Source organism: Bradyrhizobium sp. McL0616 (assembly GCF_049993385.1).
In the GTDB taxonomy this organism is placed as follows: domain Bacteria; phylum Pseudomonadota; class Alphaproteobacteria; order Rhizobiales; family Xanthobacteraceae; genus Bradyrhizobium.
Genome location: NZ_CP188255.1, coordinates 3,190,499 through 3,216,608, shown reverse-complemented (window position 1 = coordinate 3,216,608; position 26,110 = coordinate 3,190,499). Strand labels below are relative to the sequence as shown.

24 protein-coding genes and 1 pseudogene are annotated in these 26,110 nt (G+C 64.2%); 10 read left to right on the top strand and 15 right to left on the bottom strand.

Annotation, left to right across the window (positions count from 1 at the left end; genetic code table 11):
* Nucleotides 1-7 precede the first annotated feature (7 nt).
* Entirely contained in the window at nucleotides 8-775 is a 768-nt protein-coding gene (purC, locus tag ACPPVR_RS15225) for a phosphoribosylaminoimidazolesuccinocarboxamide synthase (RefSeq protein ID WP_173015815.1), read from the bottom strand.
* 321 nt (nucleotides 776-1,096) lie between these two features.
* Between purC and ACPPVR_RS15220 the strand changes: the two genes are divergently transcribed.
* Nucleotides 1,097-1,420, top strand: a complete 324-nt coding sequence (locus ACPPVR_RS15220) for a DUF1476 domain-containing protein (RefSeq protein WP_426615009.1) — start codon at nucleotides 1,097-1,099, stop codon at nucleotides 1,418-1,420.
* 84 nt (nucleotides 1,421-1,504) lie between these two features.
* Complete coding sequence (gene purB / locus ACPPVR_RS15215) at nucleotides 1,505-2,944, top strand: adenylosuccinate lyase (protein ID WP_426615008.1); 1,440 nt, start codon at nucleotides 1,505-1,507, stop codon at nucleotides 2,942-2,944.
* A gap of 47 nt (nucleotides 2,945-2,991) precedes the next feature.
* On the opposite strand, the gene cynS is transcribed toward purB, so the two are convergent.
* The 7 genes from cynS to ACPPVR_RS15180 form a co-directional block, all read right to left on the bottom strand.
* Nucleotides 2,992-3,480: a cyanase gene (cynS, locus tag ACPPVR_RS15210; RefSeq protein ID WP_426615007.1), complete on the bottom strand. Its 489-nt coding sequence runs from the start codon at nucleotides 3,478-3,480 to the stop codon at nucleotides 2,992-2,994.
* Between the two features lie 32 nt (nucleotides 3,481-3,512).
* Nucleotides 3,513-4,436, bottom strand: coding sequence for an ABC transporter ATP-binding protein (locus ACPPVR_RS15205; protein ID WP_426615006.1), 924 nt, complete (start codon nucleotides 4,434-4,436; stop codon nucleotides 3,513-3,515).
* A gap of 4 nt (nucleotides 4,437-4,440) precedes the next feature.
* A complete protein-coding gene (gene ntrB / locus ACPPVR_RS15200) occupies nucleotides 4,441-5,280 on the bottom strand; it encodes a nitrate ABC transporter permease (protein WP_426615005.1) in 840 nt (279 codons plus the stop codon).
* 169 nt (nucleotides 5,281-5,449) lie between these two features.
* Nucleotides 5,450-6,832: a CmpA/NrtA family ABC transporter substrate-binding protein gene (locus ACPPVR_RS15195; protein WP_426615004.1), complete on the bottom strand. Its 1,383-nt coding sequence runs from the start codon at nucleotides 6,830-6,832 to the stop codon at nucleotides 5,450-5,452.
* A 117-nt stretch (nucleotides 6,833-6,949) separates the two neighbouring features.
* Entirely contained in the window at nucleotides 6,950-7,828 is an 879-nt protein-coding gene (locus tag ACPPVR_RS15190; RefSeq protein ID WP_426615003.1) for a sulfurtransferase, read from the bottom strand.
* A gap of 50 nt (nucleotides 7,829-7,878) precedes the next feature.
* A complete protein-coding gene (locus tag ACPPVR_RS15185; protein WP_426615002.1) occupies nucleotides 7,879-9,012 on the bottom strand; it encodes an acyl-CoA dehydrogenase family protein in 1,134 nt (377 codons plus the stop codon).
* 37 nt (nucleotides 9,013-9,049) lie between these two features.
* Nucleotides 9,050-9,592 carry an OsmC family protein gene (locus ACPPVR_RS15180; RefSeq protein ID WP_426615001.1) on the bottom strand — a complete coding sequence of 181 codons (543 nt, stop codon included), beginning with the start codon at nucleotides 9,590-9,592 and terminating at the stop codon, nucleotides 9,050-9,052.
* A gap of 245 nt (nucleotides 9,593-9,837) precedes the next feature.
* Between ACPPVR_RS15180 and ACPPVR_RS15175 the strand changes: the two genes are divergently transcribed.
* Nucleotides 9,838-10,491, top strand: coding sequence for a TetR/AcrR family transcriptional regulator (locus ACPPVR_RS15175; protein WP_426615000.1), 654 nt, complete (start codon nucleotides 9,838-9,840; stop codon nucleotides 10,489-10,491).
* A 59-nt stretch (nucleotides 10,492-10,550) separates the two neighbouring features.
* Here ACPPVR_RS15175 and ACPPVR_RS15170 read toward each other — a convergent pair whose 3' ends face one another.
* A complete protein-coding gene (locus ACPPVR_RS15170; RefSeq protein WP_426614999.1) occupies nucleotides 10,551-12,098 on the bottom strand; it encodes an alpha/beta fold hydrolase in 1,548 nt (515 codons plus the stop codon).
* A 148-nt stretch (nucleotides 12,099-12,246) separates the two neighbouring features.
* On the opposite strand from ACPPVR_RS15170, the gene mddA reads away from it, so the two are divergent.
* The 3 genes from mddA to ACPPVR_RS15155 are packed head-to-tail and all read left to right on the top strand — an operon-like array spanning nucleotide 12,247 to nucleotide 14,774.
* Complete coding sequence (gene mddA, locus ACPPVR_RS15165) at nucleotides 12,247-13,017, top strand: methanethiol S-methyltransferase (RefSeq protein ID WP_426614998.1); 771 nt, start codon at nucleotides 12,247-12,249, stop codon at nucleotides 13,015-13,017.
* Nucleotides 13,014-13,991, top strand: coding sequence for an NADPH:quinone oxidoreductase family protein (locus tag ACPPVR_RS15160; protein WP_426614997.1), 978 nt, complete (start codon nucleotides 13,014-13,016; stop codon nucleotides 13,989-13,991). Before mddA ends, ACPPVR_RS15160 begins: the two co-directional genes overlap by 4 nt.
* A 30-nt stretch (nucleotides 13,992-14,021) precedes the next feature.
* Complete coding sequence (locus ACPPVR_RS15155; protein ID WP_426614996.1) at nucleotides 14,022-14,774, top strand: hypothetical protein; 753 nt, start codon at nucleotides 14,022-14,024, stop codon at nucleotides 14,772-14,774.
* Nucleotides 14,775-14,888: 114 nt separating this feature from the next.
* Here the strand turns inward: ACPPVR_RS15155 and ACPPVR_RS15150 are convergent.
* Nucleotides 14,889-15,780: pseudogene (locus ACPPVR_RS15150) on the bottom strand (LysR substrate-binding domain-containing protein).
* A gap of 114 nt (nucleotides 15,781-15,894) precedes the next feature.
* On the opposite strand from ACPPVR_RS15150, the gene ACPPVR_RS15145 reads away from it, so the two are divergent.
* Together ACPPVR_RS15145 and ACPPVR_RS15140 are read left to right on the top strand one after the other, a co-directional pair.
* On the top strand, nucleotides 15,895-16,647 hold the full coding sequence (locus tag ACPPVR_RS15145; RefSeq protein ID WP_426614995.1) for an SDR family NAD(P)-dependent oxidoreductase: 753 nt from the start codon (nucleotides 15,895-15,897) through the stop codon (nucleotides 16,645-16,647).
* A 97-nt stretch (nucleotides 16,648-16,744) separates the two neighbouring features.
* Nucleotides 16,745-17,128: a nuclear transport factor 2 family protein gene (locus tag ACPPVR_RS15140; RefSeq protein WP_426614994.1), complete on the top strand. Its 384-nt coding sequence runs from the start codon at nucleotides 16,745-16,747 to the stop codon at nucleotides 17,126-17,128.
* A gap of 210 nt (nucleotides 17,129-17,338) precedes the next feature.
* Here the strand turns inward: ACPPVR_RS15140 and ACPPVR_RS15135 are convergent, their stop codons facing one another.
* The 3 genes from ACPPVR_RS15135 to ACPPVR_RS15125 all read right to left on the bottom strand — a co-directional run bounded on the left by ACPPVR_RS15135 (nucleotide 17,339) and on the right by ACPPVR_RS15125 (nucleotide 19,993).
* Nucleotides 17,339-17,545: a hypothetical protein gene (locus ACPPVR_RS15135; RefSeq protein ID WP_426614993.1), complete on the bottom strand. Its 207-nt coding sequence runs from the start codon at nucleotides 17,543-17,545 to the stop codon at nucleotides 17,339-17,341.
* A 59-nt stretch (nucleotides 17,546-17,604) separates the two neighbouring features.
* A complete protein-coding gene (locus ACPPVR_RS15130) occupies nucleotides 17,605-18,696 on the bottom strand; it encodes a tetratricopeptide repeat protein (protein ID WP_426614992.1) in 1,092 nt (363 codons plus the stop codon).
* Between the two features lie 100 nt (nucleotides 18,697-18,796).
* The gene (locus ACPPVR_RS15125) at nucleotides 18,797-19,993 is read right to left on the bottom strand and encodes a TrmJ/YjtD family RNA methyltransferase (protein ID WP_426614990.1); all 1,197 of its coding nucleotides are present in this window, start codon (nucleotides 19,991-19,993) and stop codon (nucleotides 18,797-18,799) included.
* Between the two features lie 339 nt (nucleotides 19,994-20,332).
* Between ACPPVR_RS15125 and ACPPVR_RS15120 the strand changes: the two genes are divergently transcribed.
* Together ACPPVR_RS15120 and ACPPVR_RS15115 are read left to right on the top strand one after the other, a co-directional pair.
* Nucleotides 20,333-21,544 (top strand): NADP-dependent isocitrate dehydrogenase, encoded by a 1,212-nt coding sequence (locus ACPPVR_RS15120; RefSeq protein ID WP_426614989.1) that lies wholly within the window; start codon nucleotides 20,333-20,335, stop codon nucleotides 21,542-21,544.
* A 99-nt stretch (nucleotides 21,545-21,643) separates the two neighbouring features.
* On the top strand, nucleotides 21,644-22,144 hold the full coding sequence (locus ACPPVR_RS15115; protein WP_426614988.1) for a DUF3455 domain-containing protein: 501 nt from the start codon (nucleotides 21,644-21,646) through the stop codon (nucleotides 22,142-22,144).
* A gap of 4 nt (nucleotides 22,145-22,148) precedes the next feature.
* Here ACPPVR_RS15115 and ACPPVR_RS15110 read toward each other — a convergent pair whose 3' ends face one another.
* Both ACPPVR_RS15110 and alaS read right to left on the bottom strand, forming a co-directional pair.
* Nucleotides 22,149-23,375 (bottom strand): cyclic nucleotide-gated ion channel, encoded by a 1,227-nt coding sequence (locus ACPPVR_RS15110; RefSeq protein ID WP_426614987.1) that lies wholly within the window; start codon nucleotides 23,373-23,375, stop codon nucleotides 22,149-22,151.
* Between the two features lie 6 nt (nucleotides 23,376-23,381).
* Nucleotides 23,382-26,060 (bottom strand): alanine--tRNA ligase, encoded by a 2,679-nt coding sequence (gene alaS / locus ACPPVR_RS15105; protein ID WP_426614986.1) that lies wholly within the window; start codon nucleotides 26,058-26,060, stop codon nucleotides 23,382-23,384.
* Nucleotides 26,061-26,110: the final 50 nt, after the last annotated feature.

Sequence of the window (26,110 nt, the reverse complement as noted above, 5' to 3'; positions counted from 1 at the left end):
GATCCCCTTAGCTCTTCACCAGCACCGGGCCGGAGCCCTGCGGACGCTCGTTCTCCATCAGGATGCCGAGACGCTTTGCCACTTCGGTATAGGCCTCAAGCAGGCCGCCGAGATCCCTGCGGAAACGATCCTTGTCGAGCTTCTCGTTCGACTTGATGTCCCACAGACGGCAGCTATCCGGCGAAATCTCGTCGGCGACGATGATCCGCATCATCTCGTTCTCGAACAGCCGCCCACACTCCATCTTGAAGTCGACGAGGCGGATGCCGATGCCGAGGAAGAGACCGGTGAGGAAATCGTTGACGCGGATGGCAAGCGCCATGATGTCGTCGATCTCCTGCGGCGTGGCCCAGCCGAAGGCAGTGATGTGCTCTTCCGACACCATGGGGTCGTTGAGCTGGTCGTTCTTGTAGTAGAACTCGATGATCGAGCGCGGCAGCTGCGTGCCTTCCTCGATGCCGAGGCGCTGCGACAGCGAGCCGGCGGCCACGTTCCGCACCACCACCTCGAGCGGCACGATCTCGACCTCGCGAATCAACTGCTCGCGCATGTTGAGGCGGCGGATGAAATGGGTCGGCACCCCGATGTCGTTGAGGTGCTGAAACAGGTACTCCGAGATCCGGTTGTTGAGGACGCCCTTGCCCTCGATCACCTGATGCTTTTTCGCATTGAACGCGGTCGCGTCATCCTTGAAGTGCTGGATCAGGGTACCGGGCTCCGGACCTTCGTAAAGAACCTTTGCCTTGCCTTCATAAATGCGACGCCGACGGCTCATGGGGATGTACCGTGTTTTGTTGAAATCCATGTATTTGGTGTGCTCCGGTTTACGAGAACTACGACCCACGGCGGAGCTGCCGTGAACAGCCTTGAACCCGTCTATAACCCTTGGAAACAGAACGGGAACCAAGCCTTCAGGCAACCTATCCGATTGGCTGTCCCAGCACAATCGATCCGGCTCATCCGACGCCAACTTATACCGCCTTGCCTGCGGCTTAACGGCTCGTTGTTTTGCCGATTCGTGCCCCCTATCTAGGCATGCACCGGGGCCATCGCAACGAGGGCCGCCGGGTCCAGTCAGCAGGGAATTGGCAGAGGCATGACCACGTTCGACAAGCGCGAGGAAGGCTTTGAGAAAAAGTTCGCCCTCGACGAGGAGCAGAAATTCAAGGCGGAGGCCCGCCGCAACCGGCTGCTTGGCCTGTGGGCGGCCGAAAAGCTCGGAATCACCGGGGATGCAGCCGCGGCTTACGCCAAGGAGGTCGTTGCGGCCGATTTCGAGGAAGCCGGCGACGGCGACGTCCTGCGCAAGGTCATGGCCGATTTCGGCGACAAAACCGTCGCCGTCACCGAGCAGGCGATTCGCGCCAAGATGAGCGAGCTGATCGCCGTGGCGGCGGCCGAGGTGAAGGCGGGGAAATAGGCGAATCGGGAGCGGCGAATCGCGACCGAAATCCCGTTCGCCGCTCGCGCTCCCGGGCTTGCAGCCAGCCCCGGGCAATGCCAAATGGGCGGCATGTCCCAGGATCACATCTCAAACGTCCTCGCCGAACGCTATGCCTCGCCCGCCATGCGCGCCATCTGGAGCGGCGAAGGCAAGGTTCGCCTCGAACGTGACTACTGGATCGCCGTGCTCAAGGGCCAGCGCGACCTCGGTATTCCGGTGCCCGATGGGGTGATCGAGAGCTACGAGCGCGTGAAGGACCAGATTAACCTCGACTCCATTATGCGGCGCGAGCGCGTCACCCGCCACGACGTCAAGGCGCGCATCGAGGAGTTCTGCGATCTTGCCGGTCATGAGCACCTGCACAAGGGCATGACCAGCCGCGACCTCACCGAGAACGTGGAGCAACTGCAGGTCTACCGCGGACTGCAGCTGATCGAGACCAAGAGCATCGCCGCGCTGATTCGTTTTGCGAAGCACGCGCAGCAATTGCGCGACATCCCGTTCACCGCGCGCACGCACAACGTGGCCGCGCAGGTCACGACGCTCGGCAAGCGCATCGCCATGTCCGGCGAAGAGATGCTGCTGGCGCACCAGAGCCTGGTCAATGTGCTGAACACCTATCCGGCGCGCGGCCTGAAGGGCGCTGTCGGCACGCGGCTCGATCAGATCACCCTGTTCAATGGCGATGCCGGAAAGGCTCGCGCACTCGAGCAGCGCATTCTCGGTCACCTCGGTCTGCCCAAGAGCCTGGACGCTGTTGGTCAGGTGTATCCGCGCAGCCTCGACTTCCGTGCGGTCAGCGTGCTCACTGAGCTCGCCAGCGGCCCCGGCAATTTCGCCAAGACCATTCGCCTGATGGCGGGCCACGAACTCGCCAGCGAAGGTTTCGCGAAAGGCCAGGTCGGATCTTCCGCCATGCCGCACAAGATGAACAGCCGCTCCTGCGAGCGCATCAACGGCCTGCATGTGGTGTTGAAGGGCTATCTCGCCATGGCCGCAGGGCTCGCCGGCGATCAGTGGAACGAAGGCGACGTCTCCTGCTCCGTCGTCCGCCGCGTGATGCTGCCGGATGCCTTCCTTGCCATGGACGGACTGCTCGAAACCCTGCTCTCCGTGCTCGACCAGATGGAAGTGTTCGAAGCCGTCGTCGCGACCGAGCTCAACCGTTATTTGCCCTTCCTGCTGACCACCACGGTCATGATGGAAGCTGTGAAGAAGGGCGCCGGCCGTGAAGGCGCGCACGAGGCGATCAAGGAACATGCGGTCGCGGCCATTCGCGACCTGCGCACCGGCAAGATCGTGCAGAACGACCTGCTGCAACGCCTCGCCGCCGACCAGCGCCTCGGCTTGAGCGAAGCCGAATTGCAGCGCGTGCTCGACCACGGCCGCGCCAATTCCGGCGACGCCGGCGCCCAGGTCGATTACTTCGCCGAGCAGGTCGACGCTCTCGCCCGGGCCAAGCCTGAAGCGGCCAGCTACACCCCGGGCGCGATTTTGTAGCGAATAGCGAGTGGGTGAGACCCTACTCGCAATCCGCCATTCGCAGTCTACTCTTCCTTGAAGCCGTATTCCGGGACGTTGCCGCTGGCGCCGTAATACTTGTACGGCAGGAACTTGCCTGACATCGTGATCTTGACGCGGTCGCCCTTTGGGTTCGCGACGCGTTCGATCGCCATGTCGAAGTCGATCGCCGACATGATGCCGTCGCCGAACTCCTCCTCGATCAGCGCCTTCCAGGCCGGGCCGTTGACCATCACCATCTCGTAGAAGCGGTAGATCAGCGGATCGGTCGGCGGCATCGGCGTGCCGGTGCCGCGCATCGGCACCTCGTTGAGCATCGCGGTCTCGGCCTTCGACAGGCCGAACAGTTCGCCGGCGTTCGCCGCCTGCGGTTTTGTCAGCTTCATCTGGCCGAGGATCGCGCCGACGATCAGCACCTCGGCATAGCCGCCGACCTTGCCGCAGATGTATTTCCAGCTCCAACCCTTCTCGCGCTTGATGTCGAGCAGCTTTTCGGTGAGGTCTTCGCGTTTCATGTCAAGGTCTCCTCTTCTAGGCAGTCTTGTCTCTAGGCAGTTTTGCCGGGACTGGTCCCGGGTATCCGTGTCTGTCGTTGCTCTTCTCCGCCGGACGCGATCGTCAGCCCGGGCTTGCCAATATGCACCACGGGCACATTACGCGGATCATGATCGGGCTTCTCGGCGGTGAACGTCTTGCTGCGCGTCACCAGGAAATCGATGATGTGGTTGCGCAACGCGTAGTACAGCGGATGCCGGTGCAGGTCGGTGCGCCCGCGATCCCTGGGCAGCGGATTTTCGACGACCTCGGCCAGCACCGCGCCGGGACCGTTGGTCATCAGAAAAATCTTGTCGGCCAGGTAAATCGCCTCGTCCACGTCATGCGTGATCATGAACGCAGTCTGCCCGGTCTCAAGGCAGATCCGCCGCACCTCGTCCTGGAGCGTGCCGCGCGTCAGTGCGTCGAGCGCGGAGAACGGCTCGTCCATGAGCATCATCTTCGGCGTGATCGACAGCGCCCGCGCAATGCCGACGCGCTGCTTCATGCCGCCGGAAAGCTCGGACGGTCGCTTGTGTTCCGAACCCGTGAGGCCCACGAGATCAATAAAGGTCTGCGCGTGCGCCTTGACCCTGGCGCGATCCCAGCTGCGCCATTTCGAGCTGACGGCGTAGCCGACATTGCCGAGCACGGTGCGCCAAGGCAGCAGCGCGTGACTCTGGAAGATCACCGCGCGATCGAGGCTGGTGCCCGAAATGGCCTGCCCGTCGACGATAACGGCGCCCTCGCTCGGTGCGTCGAGGCCGGCCAGGATGTTGAGCACCGTGGTCTTGCCGCAGCCGGAATGGCCGATCACGCAGCAGAATTCGCCGCGCGCCATCGACAGCCACAGATTCTCGAACACGGTGGTCGTGGCGCCGCTGGCGCCGGGATAGCGCTTGGCGATGCCCTCGATGGAGATGAATTTGCCCGTCACCGCCCTACTCCGGAAACGTGACCATGCGCGTGAAACGCGCCAGGATCTGGTCGAGCAGCATGCCGACGATCCCGATCAGCAGGATTGCGATGATGACGTTGGTGATCGAGAGGTTGTTCCACTCGTTCCAGACGAAATAGCCGATGCCGGTTCCGCCGACGAGCATCTCGGCGGCGACGATGACGAGCCAGGCGATGCCGATCGAGATCCGCATGCCGGTCAAAATCGTCGGCGCCGCCGCCGGCAGGATCACGGTGAAGGCGCGCCGGAGCGTTCCGACCTCCAGCGTGCGCGCGACGTTGATCCATTCCTTGCGCACGCTGGCCACGCCAAACACGGTGTTGAGCAGCATCGGCCAGATCGAGCAGATGAAGATGACGAAGATCGCGGAGATCGAGGAATCCTTGATGGTGTAGAGCGCGAGCGGCATCCAGGCCAGCGGCGAGATCGGTTTCAGCACCTGGATGAAGGGATCGAGCGCATGGCTCAGCAGCGGCGACATGCCGATCAGGAAGCCGAGCGGGATGGCGACGAGCACGGCGAGCAGATACCCGCTGCCGACACGCGCGATGGAATAAGCGAGCTGGATGCCGAGCCCCTTGTCGTTCGGCCCGTTGTCGTAGAACGGCCGCCTCAGATGCTCCCAGAGCTTGGCGCCGACGTCGAGCGGCCCGGGCATCGCGGATTTGCCCTGCGTCGCGGTCAGGCCCATCAGCTTGGCGTATTCCGGACTCATCGCGGCGACCGGCGCGGTCGAACGCACGGCGAGATGCCAGATGCCGAGGAATGCGGCGAGCAGCGCGATCGATACGAGGCCGGCGCGGAGGCGGAGGGAGGTGGTCATCTCGAGATATCTCTCCACGCGTCGTCCCGGCGAAGGCCGGGACCCATAACCACAGGGAGACGTTTGGCGAAGACTCGTTGTCTGGTACTTCTACCGATCGCGATCGATGGATCACGCGGTATTGGTCCCGGCCTTCGCCGGGACGACAGCGGGGAGGCAGTGCAACTCCTCACGACGCCTTCCTGATCTTGAAGCTCGCGACGTAGTCCTCCGGCTTTTCCGGATCGAAATTCTTGCCCATCACCGCGAACGATTTGTAGCTGCTCGTGGGCGGCGTGAGGCCCATCTCGGTCATCAGCTTCCTGGTGTCGGTCGCCAGATACACCTGCTCGGCGACCGCCTTGTAGTCGACATCGCCCTTGATCTGGCCCCAGCGCTTCATTTGCGTCAGCATCCACACCGCAAACGACTGCCAGGGGAACGGATCGAAATCGACGCGCTTTGCGTCGGTCTTCACGCCGCCGAGGCCGTCGGCATAGGTGCCGGTCAGCACCTGCTCCAGCACCGTCACCGGCGCGTTGATATAGTTGGCCGGCGCGATCGCCTCCGCGATCTGCTTGCGGTTCTCCGCCTTCGACGCATAGGCCGTGGCATCGACGATGGCGCGCGTCAGCGCCGCAAAGCTGTTCGGGGCCGTGGTGATGAACTCGCGGCTGGCAGCAAAGCTGCAGCAGGGATGGCCGTCCCAGATCTCCTTCGAGAGCAGATGCATGAAGCCGACGCCGTCATAGATGGCGCGCTGGCAGATGTTGTCGGGCGCGAGGAAGCCGTCAATGTTGTCGGCGCGCAAATTTGCGACCATCTCCGGCGGCGGCACCGAGCGCAGTTGCACGTCAGTATCGGGATCAATTCCGTGCTCGGCGAGATAATACCGCAGCAGATAATTGTGCATGGAGTAGTCGAATGGAATCGCGAATTTCAGGCCCTTCCAGTCCTTCGGGTCGCGCTTGTCCTTGTGCTTCGTCGCAAGCACGATGCCCTGCCCGTTGATGTTCTCGATCGCGGGCACAGAGAACAGAATCGCATTGGCACCCAGACCGAGCGAGATCGCGATCGGCATCGGCGCCAGCATGTGGGCGGCGTCGTATTCCTTGTTGATGGTCTTGTCGCGGATCACCGCCCAGCCGGCGGTCTTCACCACTTCGACGTTGAGGCCGTGCTTGGCGTAGAAGCCGAGCGGCGCCGCCATGATGATCGGCGTCGCACAGGTGATCGGGATGAAGCCGACCTTGAGATCCTTCTTCTCGGGCGCACCGGTCTCGGCAAACACTTCAGTTGCCGTTTTGATCGGGAAGAATTGCGACAGCGCGGCAAGCGCGGTCGACGCACCGACCGATTTCAGGAACGCGCGCCGCGCCGCGTCCTGCGGAAACATTGCGCGCATCACGGCAGACGCCACCACGCCCTCGTAGCGCTTCTCCTCGCTCTCGACCGGCTCGCAGCGCAGCGTCAACGCCGCCTGCTCGTGCTCCGTCGCGGAGCGATGCTGGCCGCAAACACAGCCCGCCCCGAGATTACGGTCGGCATCGAACGGATCGTCGAACGTGGACATAACACTGCGCCCCTTTGTCACACTGCGCGACAGGCCTCGTCGCCCGCGCGTCAAGTCAAAATTCCATCGTGGCCCGGCTGCGCCTTGAGCAGCCGGGCCACGGGAAACATGCAGGTTCTATGCCGCCTTGCCTGTTACCTGGGCAGCAATCGGCAGCCCCTGCTCGATCGGCAGCGAGGGATCGCGCGACCATTCGTTCCAGGAGCCGAAATACATCCGCACGTCCTTCACGCCGGCGTTCTTGAGCGCGAGGAAGGTGTTCGAGGCACGCGCCCCCTTGAAGCAGTAGAGATAGACCGGCGTGGTCGTCGAGATGCCGACGGTGGCGCATTCGGCCAGAATCTCGTCCTTGGACTTGAAGCGCGGGCCCTCGGCGGTCGGCTTCATCATGCGGTACCATTCCAGCCAGACGGCGCCGGGGATGCGCCCCTTGCGCGGGCAAAAGTCCTTGCCGTAGGGCGACGAGCTGTCGCCGATCCATTCGTCGACATCGCGCACATCGAGAATGGCCACACCCGGCTTGCCGACGGCCCCTAGCATGGTCTTGGCGTCGATCAGGATCTCGCCCGCTTGAGGCACGATCGCGAACGAGGCCCTTGCCGGCGCCGGGATGTCCTTCGTCACCGGAAAGCCCGCGCCGGCCCAGGCGTCGAAACCGCCATGCAGCACCTTGACCTTGGGATAGCCGAGCATGGTGAGGAGATAGTAGCCGCGGCAGGACTGGCCGAATCCTGAACTCATCGACTGCTCGTAGATCACAGCCGTTTCCTTGCCGGAGAGGCCTGCGCCGCCGAAGGCGTCGGCGAACTTTGTCTTCAGCTCGCTCATCCCCTCCGGGGTCGAGGTCGCCAGAAAAGTGAAGATCTCATGCACGTTGACGGCGTTGGGCATATGCCCGGCGGCGTAGGCGTCGGGATTACGCGTGTCGATCACGACACACGGCTCGGTTTTCAAGAGATCGGCAAGTTCGACGGCACTAATCAGAACGTCAGTCATGGCAGCCTCTCCGTTGAGGTTCAGTGGACGTGGGGGTGGACTCGTGAAGATCAGGAATCGGCGAGCATCTTGCGCAACTGCTTGGTGGCGGGCGTGACGATCGCGACGAAATAGGCCTCGCGCAGGCGCCGCTGCGCGCGGTGGCTTTTGAGGTAGCCGCGCGCGCCACAATGCAGCATCGCCGCATGCGCCGCCGCGACGCTGGCCTCGCCGGCGCGCAAGCGCAGTGCGATCACTTTACGCCAGTAGGTCTCCTCCTCATTGTAGGGATCGCGCGCCAGCGCCATCGTCTCCGCCTCGAGCTCGGCGGCGAGATCGCGGAAATGCACGGGCTGCTGCGGCAGGTAGCGATTGATGTGGCCGAGCGAACCATCGACCTCGTCCATGATGTTGATGCAGTCCCTGATGAGGCCGAGCGCCATGCCCGCCTGGAGCAGGATGAAGCCGGCGCGGATCTTCTTGACGAAGGGCGCGGCGGGATCGGCGAGGATCAGCTCGTCCGGCACGAAGACGTCGCGGAACTGCACGCCGTAAGTACCAGTGCCGTCCATGGCGAGGAACGGCTTGCATGGTGTCAGCGTGATCGCGGGATCGGAGCAATCGGCCAGGAACATCACGGAGCCGGGCTCGCCGCTTGCGATGCCCGGCTCGTCCTCGCGCTCGAAGATCGTGCCGAAATAATGGTCGGGACCGAGATTGGAGACCCAGGGCAGCGCGCCGCGCACGACGTAGCCGCCGTCGACCTTGCGCCCTTTCAGTTTCAGCTTCTCGATACCGAAGAAGCTCTTCATCGGATTGGACAGCCCGGTGCCGCCGAGCACGCGGCCGGTCGAAAAGGCATCGCCGAAGCGTCTTGCGAGCTTCATGTTGGTCGAGTTGGCCGCGTACCAGACCAGCGTGTTCTGGCACCAGGCCATGAAGGCGGTGGCACCGCAGACCTCGCCGATCGCCGCCATCGCCTGAATCGCGCAGCGCAGATCGGCTGGCCCTTCGTGCGGCATGTGGCTGCCCCAGGCGCCGACCGCGCCGAGCGCACGCAACACTTCGGCCGGATAGACCGAGCCGGCATCGATGCCGGCGGCGAGCGGCGCAAGCTGCTCCCGCGAGATCCGCGCCACCTCGCCCGCAATGGACGGTGCGGGCTGATCTAAAGCTTCGACCCGCGATAAAGCCAGTGAACCCATGATCGTCTCCCGCACCTTATGTCCTGTTGCCGTCAGCCTAGACGCCGACCTCGAGATTGACCGGGCGAGTAAAAGTGTTGGCGACCGGCGACCATTTCTTCACATGGGCGACCAGCGCATTGATCTCGTCCTGCGAGATGCCCTCGCAATCCATGTCGACCTTGACGCGCACGTCGGTGAAACCAACCGGCTTGTCGGAGACATCGCCGGTGCCCCAGACCGCGCTGATGTTGAGGTCGCCTTCGAGCTCGAGCTCGAGCTTGTTGACGATCCAGCCGCGATGCACGGCATTAGCGTGCAGGCCGACCGCGAGGCACGAGCCGAGCGCGGCCAGCGACGCCTCCGACGGATTCGGCGCGGTATCGTCGCCCAGAAGGCCCGGCGGCTCGTCGACGATGTAGGGCGGCAAATTGCGGACGTAGTTGGCGTGGCGGAATTTTCCTTCCGCGACCGTCTTGCACTTCAAGGTCTTGACGACCTTGGGATTGGCCTTGCCGTTGGCGATCAGTTGCTCGAGCCCATTCTTGTCGATGGGCGCGAGGCAACCCGTCAGCACTGTCTTTTGAACGACGGCAGTCATCATTTTCTCCCTGGCAGCCGAGGAACTCGGCAGGATACCGAACGGTCTGTTTTCTTGCATGGAGCGTGCCAGATCAGGCCGAAAACAAAATGCCAAGCATTGGAGCCACTTAGCCGGCGCTGCCTGCGGATTGGTCAGCCGCCCCCTGCTCAAAGGCGATGCAGATGACCTGCCCCTTGCGAATCTTTTCGGCTCGGAACAGATGCGGCTTGCTGATGCAGCGCGGCTGCGATTAAGTTTGGGCCATGGTCAAGACGTCATCGAAGAAGAAATCCAACTCGCCTCACGCCGCCGCTGGTGAAGACGAGTCCGCGCGCGGGCGCCTGCTGAGCGCCGCGACGCATCTGTTCTGCAAGAACGGAATCAACGCCACCGGCATCGATGCGATCATCGAGGAAGCCGGCACCGCGAAGACCACGCTCTATAAATTGTTCGGCTCCAAGACCAATCTCGTCAATGCGGTGCTGGAGAGCGAAGGCAAGCAGTGGCGCGAATGGTTCGTCGGCGCCATGGAAGAAGGCGGCGGCGACGCGCAGGCGAAGCTGACGCGCATCTTCCCGGCGCTGAAGAGCTGGTTCGCCGAAGAGCGCTTCTACGGCTGCCCCTTCATCAATGCGGTCGGCGAGCACGACAAGGACGCCAAGCAATTCCGCAACATTGCAATGAAGCACAAGAAGATCGTGCTCGGCCATATCGAGAAGCTGGCCGGCGAGCTCGGATCGGGCGAGCCCACGGTGCTCGCGCATCAGCTCGGCCTCATCATCGACGGCGCGATCGTGGCCGCAATGATCTCGCGCGATCCGGGTGTGGCGGATACGGCAGCGCTGACCGCAGGGCCCCTGCTCAGCCAATCGAAAGCGAGGAAGAAGCGCGCGGCGGATCAGCTCGAGGCGGTGTGAGCTTGTAGAGATCTCGTAGGGTCGGCACGCTTCGCATTGCCCACCCTACGAGACCGGCCTTATCGCCGCGGCAACGCCTCCGTAAACCGCCTGATCGCCTCGAGCACCGGCTGCTGATCGCCCGCAAAGAACCAGTGATCGTTGCCGTCGAGCTCGACGAACTCCGCCCCGGCGATCCGGCCCGCGATATCGCGTCCGGCCGCAATCCTCACAGCGCGGTCGTCGCGACGGTGCAGCACCAGCGTCGGCACGGCAATTTGCGCCAGAAGGTGTCGCACGTCGGCGTCGCGAAACGCTTCGAGCACGGCGGAGATGCCGCCGGGACTGGACGCCGCGCGCAGCAGCCCGGCCCACCAGGCGCGCGCCCGGGGATCGCCGGCAAGGCTCGGCGCGAAAGTTTCGATCCCGGCCGGGCCACCCCATTGCGCAATGAGTTGCTGGCGCCATGCATCATACTGGCTGGTGCGCAACGCATACGGATAGTCCGGCGCCCAGCAGCCCTTGGCCAGCGCGCCGAACAGAATGAGCCCGGCCGTGAGCCGCGGTTCATCGACCGCAAACTTGATGCAGGCTGGCCCGCATTCGGATGCGCCAAACAGCACGACGCGACGCGATTCCGCCGCGCGCAGCACGGTGCCGATATCCTCTGCCGTGACGTCGATCCCCGGGGCTGATCCGACCCGGTCGGACAGCCCGATTCCGCGACGATCGAAAACAATGAGCCGCCCAAGCTTCATCAACGACGCGAGGAACGTCCGGCTCGCGGGATGCTCCCAGACGCGTTCCACATGCGACACGAAGCCAGGCATGACCAGGATATCGAGCGGGCCGCTTCCGTAGGTCTGATAGGCCAGATGCACGCCGGCGCCCTTCACGTAACGTGTGGTCGGAACGGCCTGCGCCGCCGCCGCGGGACTCATGAGCGCCTCGGTCTCGGCCTCCGGCGCGACCCCGAGTTCGTCCCGCAGCCGCTGCGTCAGTGCCGAATGGTGCCGCTCCGCCGCGCTTCGGTCGCCGGCCAGCAGAAGACTGCGGATCAGGTGCCGGCCATACACCTCGCTGAACGGATCGAGCTCGACCAGACGTCCCGCATGCGCTGTCGCGGCAAAATGGTCGCCGGCGGCAGTCCTGTCCTGCACCAGGCGCTCCAGCGCGTGCATGAGCCGTCCCCGCAGCGCTTCGCGGCGAAAGAACGCCCAGTCGTCGAATTCGCGACAGTCGTCCAGAACGAAGCCGGCCAGGAAGTCACCCCGATAAATCCGGCAGGCCTCTTCAAAGTCGCCGCGATCGCAGGCGCACTCGAACAGGTGCGTATCGACCTTCAGCTCGACCGCGGGAGACCATCGCAGGCTGCTGCGGTCGGTCTCGAAGACCGGCTGGCCGAGCGTGAGCTCGATGCGATGAAGCAGACGCCGCAATCGCGCGAGGCCGGTCTCGCGAGCTGTCTCGGGCCACAGCAGCGTGGCAATGACGTCCCGCGCAACAGTGCCCTTTGCCTCCGCGAGATAGATCAGCAGCGCAAGACCCTTGCGCAGGTTCAGCTTGATGGGGCGGCCGTCGGCGTGGACCTCCGGGAACCCGAACGTCCCAAGCGAGAAAGCCGTCATAAAAGTCCTCCCTCCCCGGTCGACGCCCCCGGGGGACGGACAGGGGACGGTCCGGCGGTAACAGTCAGGCCCGATCGAGCCTGATCGCCACCGAGCGGTTCAGGCTTTTGCATGCGGCACCGCCGCCGTCCGCACAATAGGAAAAAACATGGTCGCGCGCCTCGCAATCCTGCTCTACGCCATCGTGAGCTATGCGGTATTTACCGCTTCATTTCTCTACGCGCTCGGTTTCGTCGGCAATTATGTCGTGCCGAAGTCGATCGACGTCGGCGGCCCCTCGAATTTGGGCGAGGCCATCGTCGTCAACCTTTTGCTGCTGGGCCTGTTTGCAATCCAGCACAGCGTCACGGCGCGCCCGGCTTTCAAGCGATGGTGGGCCAAGATCCTTCCCGTGGCGTGTCAGCGCAGCACCTATGTGCTGTTCTCCAGCCTGATCCTCCTGCTGCTGTTCTGGCAGTGGCGTGCGATCCCGGCACCAGTCTGGCAGGTCAACGGCATTGCGGCCTGGTTGCTGATCGGCGTCCATTGGCTCGGCTGGTTGATCGCGTTTGCCTCGACCCACATGATCGATCATTTCGATCTGTTCGGCCTGCGCCAGGCTTTCGTCGCGCTGCGCGGGACCGAGATGCCCGGTCAATCGTTCAGGACGCCGCTGCTCTACAAGATCGTGCGGCATCCGCTCATGCTGGGCTTTCTGCTCGCGTTCTGGGCCACGCCCAAGATGACCGCCGGCCATTTGCTGTTCGCGATCGCGAACACGGCCTACATCCTGGTCGCGCTGCGGTTCGAGGAACGGGACCTGATCGCCGAGTTCGGCGCGACCTATCAGCAGTATCGCCGGCGCGTTCCCATGCTGGTGCCACGTCTCTTCGGTCGCCGCCGGACGGACGATCGCCGACCTGTTGGAGCGCCCCGATGAAAGCGGTTCTCTGCAGAGAGTTCACCGGCCCGCAAAATTTGCGCCTCAGTGAGATCGCTGAGCCGAAGCCGGCCGGCGACGAGATTCTCATCGACGTCCACGCGGCCTCCGTCAGTTTCATGGACCAGTTGCTGGTCTCGGGCCTCTACCAAATGCGGCCGCCGACGCCTTTTGTGCCCGGCACGGAAGCATCCGGTGTCGTCGTAGCGGTCGGCGACAAGGTCACGACATTCGCACCCGGCGATCGCGTGGCGTGCAGCAGCTGGACCGGCGGCTACGCCGAACGGATGACCGCGAAGGAATCGAAAAGCGTGCGGCTGCCTGATGGCGTCACGTTCGAAGCCGCAGCGACGGTGCTGCACAATTACGGCACAGCCTACTACGCACTGGTCGAGCGGGCACGGGCGCAACGCGGCGAAATCGTTTTTGTCACCGGCGCTGCCGGCGGAGTTGGGCTCGCCGCTGTCGACCTCTGCCGTCATCTGGGCCTTCGCGTCGTCGCCGGTGTCGGCTCCGATGACAAGGCCGCCCTGGTGCGCGGTTACGGGGCCAGCGAGGTCATCAACTATCGCAGCGAAGATCTGCGCGAGCGGATCAAGTCGATCACCGGCGGGGACGGCATTGATGTCGGCTTCGACAATCTCGGCGGCGCGATCCTCGAGCAGATGGCCCGGCTGATGACATGGGGCGGACGGCTGATGCCGATCGGCTTCACCAGCGGCGAAATTCCACAGATCCCGATGAACCTCCCGCTCCTGAAGAACTACTCCATCATCGGCGTCTTTGCCGGCGCCTGGGCGGAGAAATTCCCCGCAGAGGCCGCGCGCATGAACGACACGCTCATGCAATTGCTCGCCAACGGACAAATCCGCCCGCACATCGACCGTGTCCTCCCTTTGGAGGAGGTCACTGAGGCCATGCGCGCGGTGGCCAATCGAACGGTTCAGGGACGAATTGTCCTCCGGATGAGGTAGAGTACGCCGACGAAAGAGGGAACGAATCCGATGACAGAGATCATCATCGACAAGCGCTATTGCGGTCCTCCGAACTCAGGGAATGGCGGCTATGTCTGCGGCCGGCTGGCTCGCCACATTCCCGGCGGTGCGGAGGTGACGCTGCGCGCGCCGCCTCCGCTGGACACGCCGCTCGATGCCATCGCGACGGACGACGGCACATGGGAGCTTCGCGACGGCGCCAAGGTCGTTGCAACCGGACGAGCGACAGGCGTTGAACTCGCGCGGCTGGAGACGGCCAGTTTCGAGGAGGCCTGTGCCGCTGAATTGCTGACGCCGGTGAAGCCGCACGAACATCCGCTGCCGACCTGCTTCGTCTGCGGCCCTGCGCGGGCGAAAGGCGACGGCCTGCGCATCTTCGCCGGACCGCTCGGACGTCACGCGCACACGCCCGTTCTCGCGGCGAGTTGGACCCCCGATCCAAATCTCGCTGCCGAGGACGGTCTGATCGCGCCCGAATTTCTCTGGTCGGCGCTCGATTGTCCAACGGGCTATGCCTGCAACTACAATCAAGAGAGCGGCAGCTTTGGCCAGGCACCGCTCCTGCTGGGACGGATGTCAGCCCGAATCGAAGCCCGCCCGCGCCCCGGCGACCGCTGCGTCATCACGGCATGGCCCACCGGCCGCGACGGCCGCAAGCGCGCCGCCGAGGCCGCGCTGCATGATGAAGCCGGGAGGCTGCTGGCCGTAGCGAGGACGACATGGATCGCGGTGGATCGCGACGTGCAACTCGGACGAGGATGACGCTTCGTAGGTGGGCAAAGCGAAGCGTGCCCACGATCTCTCTCCGGCACAAAAAGTCGTGGGCACGGCGCCATGCGCCTTTGCCCACCCTACGAGACCGTCCAAGAGTTCGCCCTACACCGCCGTCTTGGAAAATCCAGCCGCCAGATGATCGATCAGCGCGCGAACGGCACGAGGCAGGCCGCGTCGTGTCGTGAAGACGAGATGCACCATGCCACGGTGACCGCGCCATTCCCTGAGCACATGCACGAGCTTGCCTTGCGAAAGCGCGTCCCGACAGAGGTCATCGGGCAAGAGCGCAACACCGAGGCCGGCGACAGCCGCATCGCGCACCGCGCCGAAGTCACCGCATCCCATGCGCGGTTCAAGCTTGAGAACGCGAGCCCGCCCATCGTCCGTCTGCAGATGCCATTCGACCAGGACGTCATTGTCTGACGTCGCCAGAATGGGAAGCGCGGTCAGGTCGTCCAGCGTTCGCAGCCGGTTTGCGAGCTGAGGGCTCGCGACAAGGATGCGCGTCGACGTGCCGAGCGACCGCATGGTGAGCGCTGCATCGCCCGTGAGTTCGGACCGAACGCGCAAGGCAACGTCGATCCGCTCGTCGATGAGGTCGACGGGCCGATCGATGGCGACGAGTTGCAGTCGCACCTTGGGATAGCGGATCAGGAAGCTCGATGTGAGCGCGGAGATTTCCGCGACCATGCCGGTTGGACAGCTGAAACGAATGCGGCCGTGAGGTTCGGCCTGCGCTTGCGTCACCAGCGCCTCGGCCTGCTCGGCCTCGGCCAGGATCGCACGACAGCGCTCGTAGAAGGCTTGCCCCACCTCGGTGACGCGAAAACGTCGGCTGGACCGCTCGATGAGGCGCAAGCCAAGGCGCTCCTCGAGCCCGGCAATCCGCCGGCTGAGTTTTGATCGGCTCGCGCAGGGCCCTCCCGGCGGCGGCAAACCCGCCATGCCCGACAACCTCGGCGAAATAGGCAAAGTCGTTCAGATCGGCCTTCATCGTTCCTCTCATAGAACGCTGAGTACCATATCCGCCAACTACCCGCATCATCGTTCCGTAGGCATTTACGACGGGCAACGGCGCTTTCGCCACATGCTTCGAAGGAGACGGACGATGACTGATAGGTTCAACAACAAGGTCGTGGTGGTGACCGGCGGCACGAGCGGCATCGGCCTCGCCACCGCAAAGGCGTTTGCGGCTGAAGGCGCCTCGGTGTTCATCACCGGCCGTCGCCAGGACGCGCTCGACGCGGCGGTAAAATCGATCGGTGGTCGCGTGACCGGTGTGCGGGGCGACATGGCCAATCTCGCCGACATCGACCGCCTCTACGACGCCGTCCAGCAAAAGCACCAGCAGATCGACGTGATCTTCGCCAATGCCGGCGGCGGCGAGTTCGCACCGCTCGGCGCGATCACCGAGGAACACTATCAGCGCACGTTCGACACCAACGTGAAGGGCGTGCTCTTCACCGTTCAAAAGGCGCTGCCCCTGCTCCGCGAAGGCGCTTCCATCGTGCTGAACGCGTCGACCACCAGCATCTCGGGGACGCCGGCCTTCAGCGTCTATTCGGCGACCAAGGCCGCCGTGCGCAACTTCGCGCGCAACTGGATCCTCGACCTCAAGGACCGGCACATCCGCGTCAACGCGATCAGCCCCGGCGTCACCGATACTCCAGCGCTGAACCAGCTGTTCGGCGGCGACGAGCAGGCAGCAGGCACGAAGACTTATCTTGCGGGACTGATCCCGGCCGGCCGCGTCGGCCAGCCCGAGGAGATCGCCAAAGCCGTGCTGTTCCTGGCCTCCGACGACGCAAGCTTCGTCAACGGCGTCGAGCTCTTCGTCGATGGCGGGCAGGCTCAGATCTGAAGCGCGATCCGTGCACAGCTCATAATTCGTAGGGTGGGCAAAGGCGCAAAACGCCGTGCCCACCCTACGACGCTTATGGAATTTGGAGAAAGAGACGATGACCCGCACCAATGAATCGACGGATCGCATCCACGAACTGCTTCGCCGCAACCTTCAGGAGGTTTTCAGCGAGGGCGACGCGAAGCGCCGCCGCGCCGCAATCGACGAGCTCTGGATGGAGAACGCCGCCCTGTACATCCCGCCAGGCGTCATTGTCGGCCACGACGCGATCGACAAATTTGCAGGGGAGCTGCGCGCCGCGCATCCCCACTTCGTCTACACGCCAACAGGCGAGCCTCAGGCGCTTCACAATGCCGGTCGATTGGCCTGGACATCAGGTCCCCGCGACGAAGCACCGGACTACACCGGATGGGACGTCATCATCGTGGAGCATGGCAGGATCGCCGCGCTCTATGTGTTCCTCGACCAGCCCGGCAAATGAATGCTGGCTCGCGGAAGGCTACCGCCCTACGAGGCAGCCGAGCCCTCCGCGATCATCCATGCGCGCAAGCATTTCGTAGGGTGGGCAAAGGCGCGAAGCGCCGTGCCCCCCACTCCTGTCTCAGCCTTTGTTGAGTGACATAGTGGGCACGCTTCACTTTGCCCACCGTACGATGTCGTTCGAACCAGACTGCATCGTGCCCGAACTTCGCTAGGGACTCGCACCGAGCAGCTTGAGCTCGGCCGCGGCCGCCTGTGCTTCCACGAACGTCGGCGGGCAATCGGCAAGGGCCAGTCCGAAAAGCCGCCGCGCCTCCTCCTTCACGCCACGCTGCAAAGCGAGTTCGGCGGTGAAGAAATTCGCTTCGCAGATCTGGCCCTTCTTCTTGACCGGATCGGGATCGTCGGCCGCGGCCATTACCTCATCAGCCGTCATCGTCCCCAACATGAGCCGGACGACAGGCGCAGGCCATTTGGTCATATCGAGCTTGGCAGTTGCCTCTGACAGAGTGCCCGGTGCATTGCTGCGCCAGCCTGCGATCTCGCGCCAGATCGCAGCGTAGGGCTCCTTGGGATCGAGCTCCCTCGACCGATCGAGATAGGCGATCGCCTGCCCAAGCGAACCGGCCTGGAGCTGTGCCATGGCACATGGACGATAGAGGTGGCCACCTTCGGGTTGAGCTCGATCGCTCGGTCACACGCCGCAATGGCACGCTCTGAATCGCCCATAGCCAGAAAGGTCAAGCCACGACAGACGTGGGTGTACACATCTTTCGGTTCGAGCGACGCCGCGCGATCGCAATCGGCCATCGCCCGCGTAAGATCAGGTTTGGCCCTGTATTCAGCCGCACGGTAGACGTACGCGACCCGATAGTTTGGATCGAGTTGCATCGCCCGCTCGTAATCCGCGATCGCATCCTCACTGTTACCCTTCCTGCTCTGCGCAGCTCCCCGCGCCAGATAGGCGGCCGCGTACGTCGAATTGGACGGGACAGCCTGATTGGAGGAGGCAGGAGCCAGATCGCCGCCGTTGTAATAAGCTCCCTCCGCACCAGCGATGGCCCGGGGCGGATCAGATTTGAATTCGATCACCTTGCCATAGTCGGCGATCGCTCTGTTTAAATCGCCCTTTTTCATATGCGTAACCCCACGACTGTAGTAAGCACGCAGGTTCCTGGGGCTCAGCCGAATGACCTGATCGTAATCCGCCAGAGCATGGTCGTAATCGCCTAGCTGATAGTGCGAATACGCACGACAGTAGTAGGCGTACATGTTCTGCGGGTAGAGCCTGATCAACTCATCGTAGTCGGCAATCGCATGCTCGTACTCGCCCTTCTTGTTGTAGGCCGCGGCACGATTGAAGTGGGCCCTGATCGCGCCTTGCTGGCCGAATTTTCCGGAGTCCAGCACGGAGGTGCACGCAGCGATGCGCTCGTCGATCGGGACTTCCGTGGTCGCGGTGCATTTCCAGTCCGTGGTGGAATCATCTGCAGTCGCGGGAGAGACAAACGCAAGAACGGCCAAACCAATCGCCGCGCAAGCGAGCACGCGGCTGATCATTCCAATCATGAGGCACCCAGATTAATTCCCAGGATTTATCATAGCAACCGTCCGTGCTTCTGCACAGCCCCTGGTTGCAACGATTGCTGAGGCGCCAGCCGGCTCAGACCTACTCGCTCTGCTCAATCATCCCCTGAAGCCGCACCAGCTCTGTCTCCAGATCCCGCTCCACATCCGCCGCCCGGATCTCCAGCACGCGATAGTCCCGCGCCTCCAGCCACGACCGCCGCGATGCGCGGTCGGCAGCGATCGTCTCGCCTTCGCCCGGGTTGACCAGCTCGATCGCGATCCGGTGCGGGAACGAGACGAAGTCCGGGATGTGGCGGCCGACCGGGGTCTGGCGCTTGAACGCTCCGGCGAAACGGCGATCACGGGTCAGGGCCTGCCAGAGCAAGCGCTCGGCGTCGGTCGGGTTGCGGCGGAGCAGCCGCGCGAGGCCGCGCACCGTGCTGCCGCTGTCGGGCGCGCCGCCCTGCCCGTGTTCGGCCAGCAGCGCGCGCAGCCGCGTCGCCTGTTCGCCATCGAGCACGCCGCCCTTGGCCGGGCCCTTGCGGCCTTCCGCGATCGCCATCACTACGCCGTGCAGGGTGTGCATGTCCTGCTTGGTCGGGTCCATGCGGGTGAAGATGTTGCGCAAATTCACCAGCATGGTGTCGCGCTTCTCCGCCGGCCGTAGGAATTCGACCTTGTCGAGCTCCCGGATCAAATTGTCGAAGAAGGCCTGGATCTGATGCTGCGAAGCGCGTTCGGACCGCTCCGGCATGCCGTGCGGCAGCTCGCCGGATGTCGCCCGCTTGAACCATTCATAGCCGACCAGCAGCACGGCCTGGGCCAGGTTGAGCGAGGCAAAGCCCGGATTGACCGGGAAGGTGATGATGCGATTGGAGAGCCCGACCTCCTCATTGGTCAGCCCCCAGCGCTCCCGGCCGAACAGGATGCCGGCCTTGCCCCCTGTCGCAACGTGCCCCGAAATCTCGGCTGCGGCGGCCTCGGGCCCGACCACCGGCTTGGCCTGGTCATGGGGGCGTGCGGTGGTGGCGAACAGCAGGTCGAGATCGGCGACGGCCTCACCGACCGTGTCGAACAATTCGACCTTTTCCAAAATATAGTCGGCGCCGGCCGCCGCCCGCTGGGCGGCGATGTTCGGCCAGCCGTCGCGGGGGTTGACGATGCGCAAGGAGCTGAGCGCAAAATTGCCCATGGCGCGCGCGGCCATGCCGATGTTCTCACCAAGCTGTGGCTCGACCAGGATCACGATGGGACCGTCGAGGGCGAGGCCCGCCTTGCTCTTGTCAGTCCCCGACATCTCGTTTCGCTTTCATGCTGCCTCTCCAAGGCCTTGGAGAGGCGCTCTTCAGGCATTGATTCAAAGCTGGCCTAGGGCCGGCTTTGCCCGTTCGCCTGTCGTTTGCCTGTCCTGACGAAATTCTCAAGGGAAATAACGGGTTGGATTCGACTTTTGAATCTCGCCTGAAACTTCAGGCCGCCCCCGCGGCTGGGCGGCTCCCCGCCCCCCATCTGTGGAAGCTGGATGAGCTAAAAGTGCATAATCCCTTGGCTTTCGCCCGCCGCGCGGCGGTGCTAAGACGCGGCGGATATTCCCGTGGCGCGCCAAAAGCGCCGTTCCCAAGAGGCTTTCCCGATCATGGCAAAAATCAAGGTGTCCAACCCTGTCGTCGAACTCGATGGCGACGAGATGACCCGCATCATCTGGCAGTACATCAAGGACAAGCTGATCAACCCGTTCCTTGACGTTGAGCTGCTCTATTTCGACCTGGGGATGGAATACCGCGACGAAACCAACGATCAGGTGACCATCGACGCCGCCGAAGCCATCAAGAAGGTCGGCGTGGGCGTCAAGTGCGCCACCATCACCCCGGACGAAGCCCGGGTGAAGGAGTTCAACCTCAAGCAGATGTGGAAGTCGCCGAACGGCACCATCCGCAACATCCTCGGCGGCGTGATCTTCCGCGAGCCGATCATCTGCAAGAACGTGCCGCGCCTGGTTCCCGGCTGGAGCAAGCCGATCATCATCGGCCGCCATGCCTATGGCGACCAGTATCGCGCCACCGACATCAAGTTCCCGGGGAAGGGCACCCTGTCGATGAAGTTCGTCGGCGAGGACGGCACCGTGATCGAGAGGGAGGTCTTCAAGACCCCGGGCGCCGGCGTCGCCATGCAGATGTACAATCTCGACGACTCCATCATCGACTTCGCCCGCGCCTCGCTCAACTACGGCCTGCTGCGCAACTACCCGGTCTATCTGTCGACCAAGAACACGATCCTCAAGGTTTATGACGGCCGCTTCAAGGACATCTTCCAGGACATCTACGACCGCGAGTTCAAGAAGGAGTTCGAGGCCAAGGGCCTGACCTACGAGCACCGCCTGATCGACGACATGGTCGCCTCGGCGCTGAAATGGTCCGGCGGCTACGTCTGGGCCTGCAAGAACTACGACGGCGACGTGCAGTCCGACACGGTCGCGCAGGGCTACGGCTCGCTCGGCCTGATGACCTCGGTGCTGCTCACCCCCGACGGCAAGACGGTGGAAGCCGAAGCCGCTCACGGCACCGTGACCCGCCACTACCGCGAGCACCAGAAGGGCAAGGAGACCTCGACCAACTCGATCGCGTCGATCTTCGCCTGGACCCGTGGCCTGTCGCACCGCGCCAAGCTCGACAACAATACCGAGCTCGCCAAGTTCGCGAACACCCTGGAGAAGATCTGCGTCGACACCGTCGAGGAAGGCTACATGACCAAGGACCTCGCGCTCCTGGTCGGCGCCGACCAGCGCTGGCTCTCGACCACCGGCTTCCTTGACAAGGTCGCCGAGAATCTCACGAAGGCGTTGGCGTAAGCTGCCGTCCGCAATTTCGCCCGACTGGGCCAGCCATCATCACGGGCCGCGTCTCAAGCGCGGCCCGTTCGTTTTTTGAGAGCTTTTGCGGAGACCACCATGTCCATCAAGCTTGCTGCCCCCACCCTGCTGCTCGCGGCCCTGATCGGACCGGCCGTGGCGGCGGAGACCCTCCCCGACGCCATCGCCGCGCCCGGTGAGACCCTCGTGCTCAGCGTCCACGCCGAGGGTGCGCAGGTCTATGAATGCAAGGCCGGCACCGACGGCAAGCTCGCCTGGTCGTTCCGCGAGCCGATCGCGACGCTCTTCTCCGAGGGCAAGACGGTCGGACGCCACTATGCCGGCCCGAATTGGGAGCTCGCCGACAGCAGCGCGGTGGCCGGCAAGGCGATCGGCAACGCGCCCGGCGCGACGGCCGCCGACATCGCCTGGCTGAAGCTGGAAGTCGCCTCCCGCCGCGGCAGCGGCGTGCTGACGCCGATCACCACCGTCCAGCGCATCAACACCCATGGCGGCAAGCTCGAGGGTTCTTGCGACAAGGCCGGCGAATTCAAAAGCGCGCCCTACTCGGCGGAGTACGTCTTCCTGAAGAAGGGCTGACCGCTCAGCGGTCGGTGCCCTCGCGCTCCGCCTGCGCAAGCTCTGCCGCCGCGAGATCGCCGGTCTCCTCCAGCCGCGCTTTCGCGGTCTGGTGGACGTGGGCGGCGAGCGTCGGCATGCGCTCGATCAGGGCGTGAAAGTCCTGGGCATCGAGCAGCAACAGACGGGTCTTGCGCGTCGCGGTGACAGTGCCGCTGCGCTTGGTTTTGTGCAGCAGCGCGATCTCGCCGAAGAAAGTGCCGTCAGCGAGCCGCACCTGCTGGTTCGGCAGCGCGATCTCGACCTCGCCGGCGGTAATGAAGTACATCGACGAGGCGGCGTCCCCACGCCGCACCAATATCTCGCCCTGCTCGATGGTGCGCGCCCGGAGCAGCCGCATGATGTCGGCGATCTCCGCTGCCGACAGATGCGAGAACAGCGGCACCCGCGCCAGCATGCCCCAGGTCACGACGAAGTCGCGCCGCTTCACCTCCTCGGCGAAGGCGGTGGAGATGATCGCGACCGGCAGCGCGATCATGCCAAAGCCGCTGATGATAGCGAATACCGAGACGAATTTTCCGAGCGCCGTCACCGGCACGACGTCGCCATAGCCGACGGTGCCGAGCGTCACGATCGCCCACCACATCGCCTGCGGAATGGTGCCGAGCTTGTCCGGCTGCACGTCGCGCTCGATGGCGTAGAGCAGCGAGGCAAACGTCAAGACCACGCCGGTCAGGATCACGATGCAGCCGATCAGCGCCCGCCGCTCGGCGTGCACGGCGGCGAGCAGCGAGCGCATCGCGGGCGAATAGCGAATGAGCTTGAAGAACGGCAGCACGCCGAGCGCGGCCAGCGTCGCGTGCCGGCCCGTGGCCAGAACGATCGCGGCGGGGAGGAACGCCAGGAGATCGATGATGCCGAGCGCAGAGAAAGCGTAGCTGAATCGATCGGCGAGCGGCGAACCCTTGCGCGGCGTGTGGCCCGCCACGGTCCACGTCCGCGCGGCGTATTCCAGCGCGAACACGATGATGGAGAAGATTGTGACTGCCGAGAACAACGTGCCGAATTGCGCGTCCAGCTCCGGCACTGACGCCAGGATCATCGCGGCAACATCGAGCACGATGACGCTGATGATGATCTGGATGAAGCGCGATCCGGCCGAATAGGCCAAGGGATCGTGCTCCAGCAGTTCGTAGAGGCGATCCCGCAAATCGGGATCGCGCAAGCCACGTCCTCGCGGAACGAGGCCCATCGGGCTTTAAGCGCCCGCCATCGCTTTTTCGATCGCGGTCAGCGCCGCCGCCGCATTGGCGCCGTCGGGACCGCCGGCCTGGGCCATGTCGGGCCGGCCGCCGCCGCCCTTGCCGCCGAGCGCCTCGGAGGCGACGCGCACGAGGTTCACGGCGTTGAAGCGCGAGACGAGGTCGGCGGTGACGCCGACCACGACACCGGCCTTGCCATCCTCGGTGACGCCGACGATCGCGACCACGCCGGAGCCGATCTGCTTCTTGCCGTCATCCGCAAGGCTCTTGAGATCCTTCATCTCGATGCCCTCGACTGCGCGCGCCATGAGCTTGACGTCGCCGATTTCGCGCACGCCCGTGGCTGCGCCATTGCCGCTCGCCGCGCCGCCGCCCATCGCGAGCTTCTTGCGCGCGTCCGACAGCTCGCGCTCGAGCTTCTTGCGTTCGTCCATCAGCGCTGTGATGCGCGCCGGGACGTCGTCGATCGAGGTGCGCAGCTCGTTGGCGGCGGTCTTGGCCAGCGCCATGGTCTCGTTGGCGTGTTTTCGCGCGTAGTTGCCGGTTAAAGCCTCGATGCGGCGCACGCCGGAGGCGACAGCGCTCTCGCCGGTCAGCGTGATCAGGCCGATATCGCCGGTACGCCTGACATGGGTGCCGCCGCAGAGCTCGACCGACCAGCCGAGCGCGTTGACGCCACGCTCGCGCGCGGTCCGACCCATCGAGACGACGCGGACCTCGTCGCCATATTTCTCGCCGAACAGGGCGCGCGCCCCCGCTTCACGCGCTTCATCGACGCCCATGACGCGGGTCGTGACCTCGTCGTTCTCCAGCACCACATCGTTGGCGATGTCCTCGACGCGGGCAAGCTCCTCCGCCGTGATCGGCTTCGGATGCACGAAGTCGAAGCGGAGGCGGTCAGGCGCGACCATCGAGCCGCGCTGGGCGATGTGGTCGCCGAGCACCTGGCGCAACGCCTCGTGAATGAGATGCGTCGCCGAGTGATGCGCACGGATCGACGAGCGCCTGCCGTGATCGACCTCGAGCTGGAGCGCGGTGCCGAGCTTCAGCTCGCCGCTCTCGACCGTGCCGACGTGAACGAAGAGATCGCCGAGCTTCTTCTGCGTGTCGGTGACGCGGAACTTGATGCCGCCCTCGCCCGTCAGCGCGCCGGTGTCGCCGACCTGGCCGCCGGATTCCGCATAGAACGGCGTCTGGTTCAGCAGCAGCGCTCCGGTCTCGCCGGCCTTGAGGCTGTCGATTTCCTTGCCGTCCTTCACCAGCGCCGAGACCACGCCTTCGGCGCTCTCGGTCTCGTAGCCCAGAAATTCGGTGGCCCCGAGCTTTTCGCGCAGCGGGAACCAGATCGCCTCGGAGGCCGCCTCGCCCGAGCCGGCCCAGGACGCGCGCGCCTTGGCCTTCTGGCGCTCCATCGCATCGGTGAACGAGGCCTGGTCGACGCTGATGCCGCGCGACTTCAGCGCGTCCTGCGTCAGGTCCAGCGGGAAACCGTAGGTGTCGTACAGCGTGAAGGCAACGTCGCCGTCGAACATGTCGCCCTTCTTCAAGGACGCGCTCTTTTCGTCGAGGATGGCGAGGCCGCGCGTCAGCGTCTTGCGGAAGCGGGTCTCTTCCAGCCGCAGCGTTTCCTCGATCAGATTTTCCGCGCGCATCAGGTCGGGATAGGCCTGGCCCATCTCGCGCACCAGCGCCCAGACCAGGCGATGCATCAGCGGATCCTTCGCGCCGAGCAGCTGCGCATGGCGCATGGCGCGGCGCATGATCCGTCGCAGCACGTAGCCGCGGCCCTCGTTCGAGGGCAGCACACCATCGGCGACGAGGAAGGCCGACGAGCGCAGATGGTCGGCGATGACGCGGAACGAGGCCACGGTCTGCTCGTTCGGTCCGCTGCCGAGCGCGGACGACGTCGCATCGATCAGGTGACGGAACAGATCGGTCTCGAACACGCTGTCGACGCCCTGCATGACGCTGGCCATGCGCTCAAGGCCCATGCCGGTGTCGATCGAGGGACGCGGCAGATCCACGCGCTCCTCCTTCGTCACCTGCTCATATTGCATGAACACGAGATTCCAGAATTCGAGGAAGCGGTCGCCGTCTTCCTCCGGAGAACCCGGAGGGCCGCCCCAGATGTGCTCGCCGCGATCAATGAAGATCTCCGAGCACGGGCCGCACGGGCCGGTGTCGCCCATCGCCCAGAAATTGTCCGAGGTCGGGATGCGGATGATGCGGTCGTCGGAGAAGCCGGCGATCTTCTTCCAGAGGCCTGCCGCCTCGTCGTCGGTGTGGTAGACGGTGACGAGCAGCTTGTCCTTCTTGAGCCCGTATTCCTTGGTGATCAGCGTCCAGGCGAGCTCGATCGCGCGCTCCTTGAAATAGTCGCCGAACGAGAAGTTGCCGAGCATCTCGAAGAAGGTGAGATGGCGCGCGGTGTAGCCGACATTGTCGAGGTCGTTGTGCTTGCCGCCGGCGCGCACGCATTTCTGCGAGGTGGTGGCGCGCTGATAGGGCCGCTTCTCGACGCCGGTGAAGACATTCTTGAACTGCACCATGCCGGCATTGGTGAACATCAAGGTCGGGTCGTTGCGCGGCACCAATGGCGAGGACGACACGATCTCGTGGCCGTTCTCGGCAAAGAAGTTCAGAAAGGTCGACCTGATCTCGTTGACGCCGCTCATGTTCATCCCATCGGGTGTGCCTGGGCCCGCTTTACGCCATCCAAACCGCG

Excerpts from the sequence above, each read along its gene's own strand:
- purC (WP_173015815.1), bottom strand. The coding sequence starts at position 775 with ATGAGCCGTCGGCGTCGCATTTATGAAGGCAAGGCAAAGGTTCTTTAC.
- ACPPVR_RS15220 (WP_426615009.1), top strand. The coding sequence starts at position 1,097 with ATGACCACGTTCGACAAGCGCGAGGAAGGCTTTGAGAAAAAGTTCGCC.
- purB (WP_426615008.1), top strand. The coding sequence starts at position 1,505 with ATGGGCGGCATGTCCCAGGATCACATCTCAAACGTCCTCGCCGAACGC.
- cynS (WP_426615007.1), bottom strand. The coding sequence starts at position 3,480 with ATGAAACGCGAAGACCTCACCGAAAAGCTGCTCGACATCAAGCGCGAG.
- ntrB (WP_426615005.1), bottom strand. The coding sequence starts at position 5,280 with ATGACCACCTCCCTCCGCCTCCGCGCCGGCCTCGTATCGATCGCGCTG.
- ACPPVR_RS15195 (WP_426615004.1), bottom strand. The coding sequence starts at position 6,832 with ATGTCCACGTTCGACGATCCGTTCGATGCCGACCGTAATCTCGGGGCG.
- ACPPVR_RS15190 (WP_426615003.1), bottom strand. The coding sequence starts at position 7,828 with ATGACTGACGTTCTGATTAGTGCCGTCGAACTTGCCGATCTCTTGAAA.
- ACPPVR_RS15185 (WP_426615002.1), bottom strand. The coding sequence starts at position 9,012 with ATGGGTTCACTGGCTTTATCGCGGGTCGAAGCTTTAGATCAGCCCGCA.
- ACPPVR_RS15180 (WP_426615001.1), bottom strand. The coding sequence starts at position 9,592 with ATGACTGCCGTCGTTCAAAAGACAGTGCTGACGGGTTGCCTCGCGCCC.
- ACPPVR_RS15175 (WP_426615000.1), top strand. The coding sequence starts at position 9,838 with ATGGTCAAGACGTCATCGAAGAAGAAATCCAACTCGCCTCACGCCGCC.
- ACPPVR_RS15170 (WP_426614999.1), bottom strand. The coding sequence starts at position 12,098 with ATGACGGCTTTCTCGCTTGGGACGTTCGGGTTCCCGGAGGTCCACGCC.
- mddA (WP_426614998.1), top strand. The coding sequence starts at position 12,247 with ATGGTCGCGCGCCTCGCAATCCTGCTCTACGCCATCGTGAGCTATGCG.
- ACPPVR_RS15160 (WP_426614997.1), top strand. The coding sequence starts at position 13,014 with ATGAAAGCGGTTCTCTGCAGAGAGTTCACCGGCCCGCAAAATTTGCGC.
- ACPPVR_RS15155 (WP_426614996.1), top strand. The coding sequence starts at position 14,022 with ATGACAGAGATCATCATCGACAAGCGCTATTGCGGTCCTCCGAACTCA.
- ACPPVR_RS15145 (WP_426614995.1), top strand. The coding sequence starts at position 15,895 with ATGACTGATAGGTTCAACAACAAGGTCGTGGTGGTGACCGGCGGCACG.
- ACPPVR_RS15140 (WP_426614994.1), top strand. The coding sequence starts at position 16,745 with ATGACCCGCACCAATGAATCGACGGATCGCATCCACGAACTGCTTCGC.
- ACPPVR_RS15135 (WP_426614993.1), bottom strand. The coding sequence starts at position 17,545 with ATGGCCGCGGCCGACGATCCCGATCCGGTCAAGAAGAAGGGCCAGATC.
- ACPPVR_RS15130 (WP_426614992.1), bottom strand. The coding sequence starts at position 18,696 with ATGATTGGAATGATCAGCCGCGTGCTCGCTTGCGCGGCGATTGGTTTG.
- ACPPVR_RS15125 (WP_426614990.1), bottom strand. The coding sequence starts at position 19,993 with ATGTCGGGGACTGACAAGAGCAAGGCGGGCCTCGCCCTCGACGGTCCC.
- ACPPVR_RS15120 (WP_426614989.1), top strand. The coding sequence starts at position 20,333 with ATGGCAAAAATCAAGGTGTCCAACCCTGTCGTCGAACTCGATGGCGAC.
- ACPPVR_RS15115 (WP_426614988.1), top strand. The coding sequence starts at position 21,644 with ATGTCCATCAAGCTTGCTGCCCCCACCCTGCTGCTCGCGGCCCTGATC.
- ACPPVR_RS15110 (WP_426614987.1), bottom strand. The coding sequence starts at position 23,375 with ATGGGCCTCGTTCCGCGAGGACGTGGCTTGCGCGATCCCGATTTGCGG.
- alaS (WP_426614986.1), bottom strand. The coding sequence starts at position 26,060 with ATGAGCGGCGTCAACGAGATCAGGTCGACCTTTCTGAACTTCTTTGCC.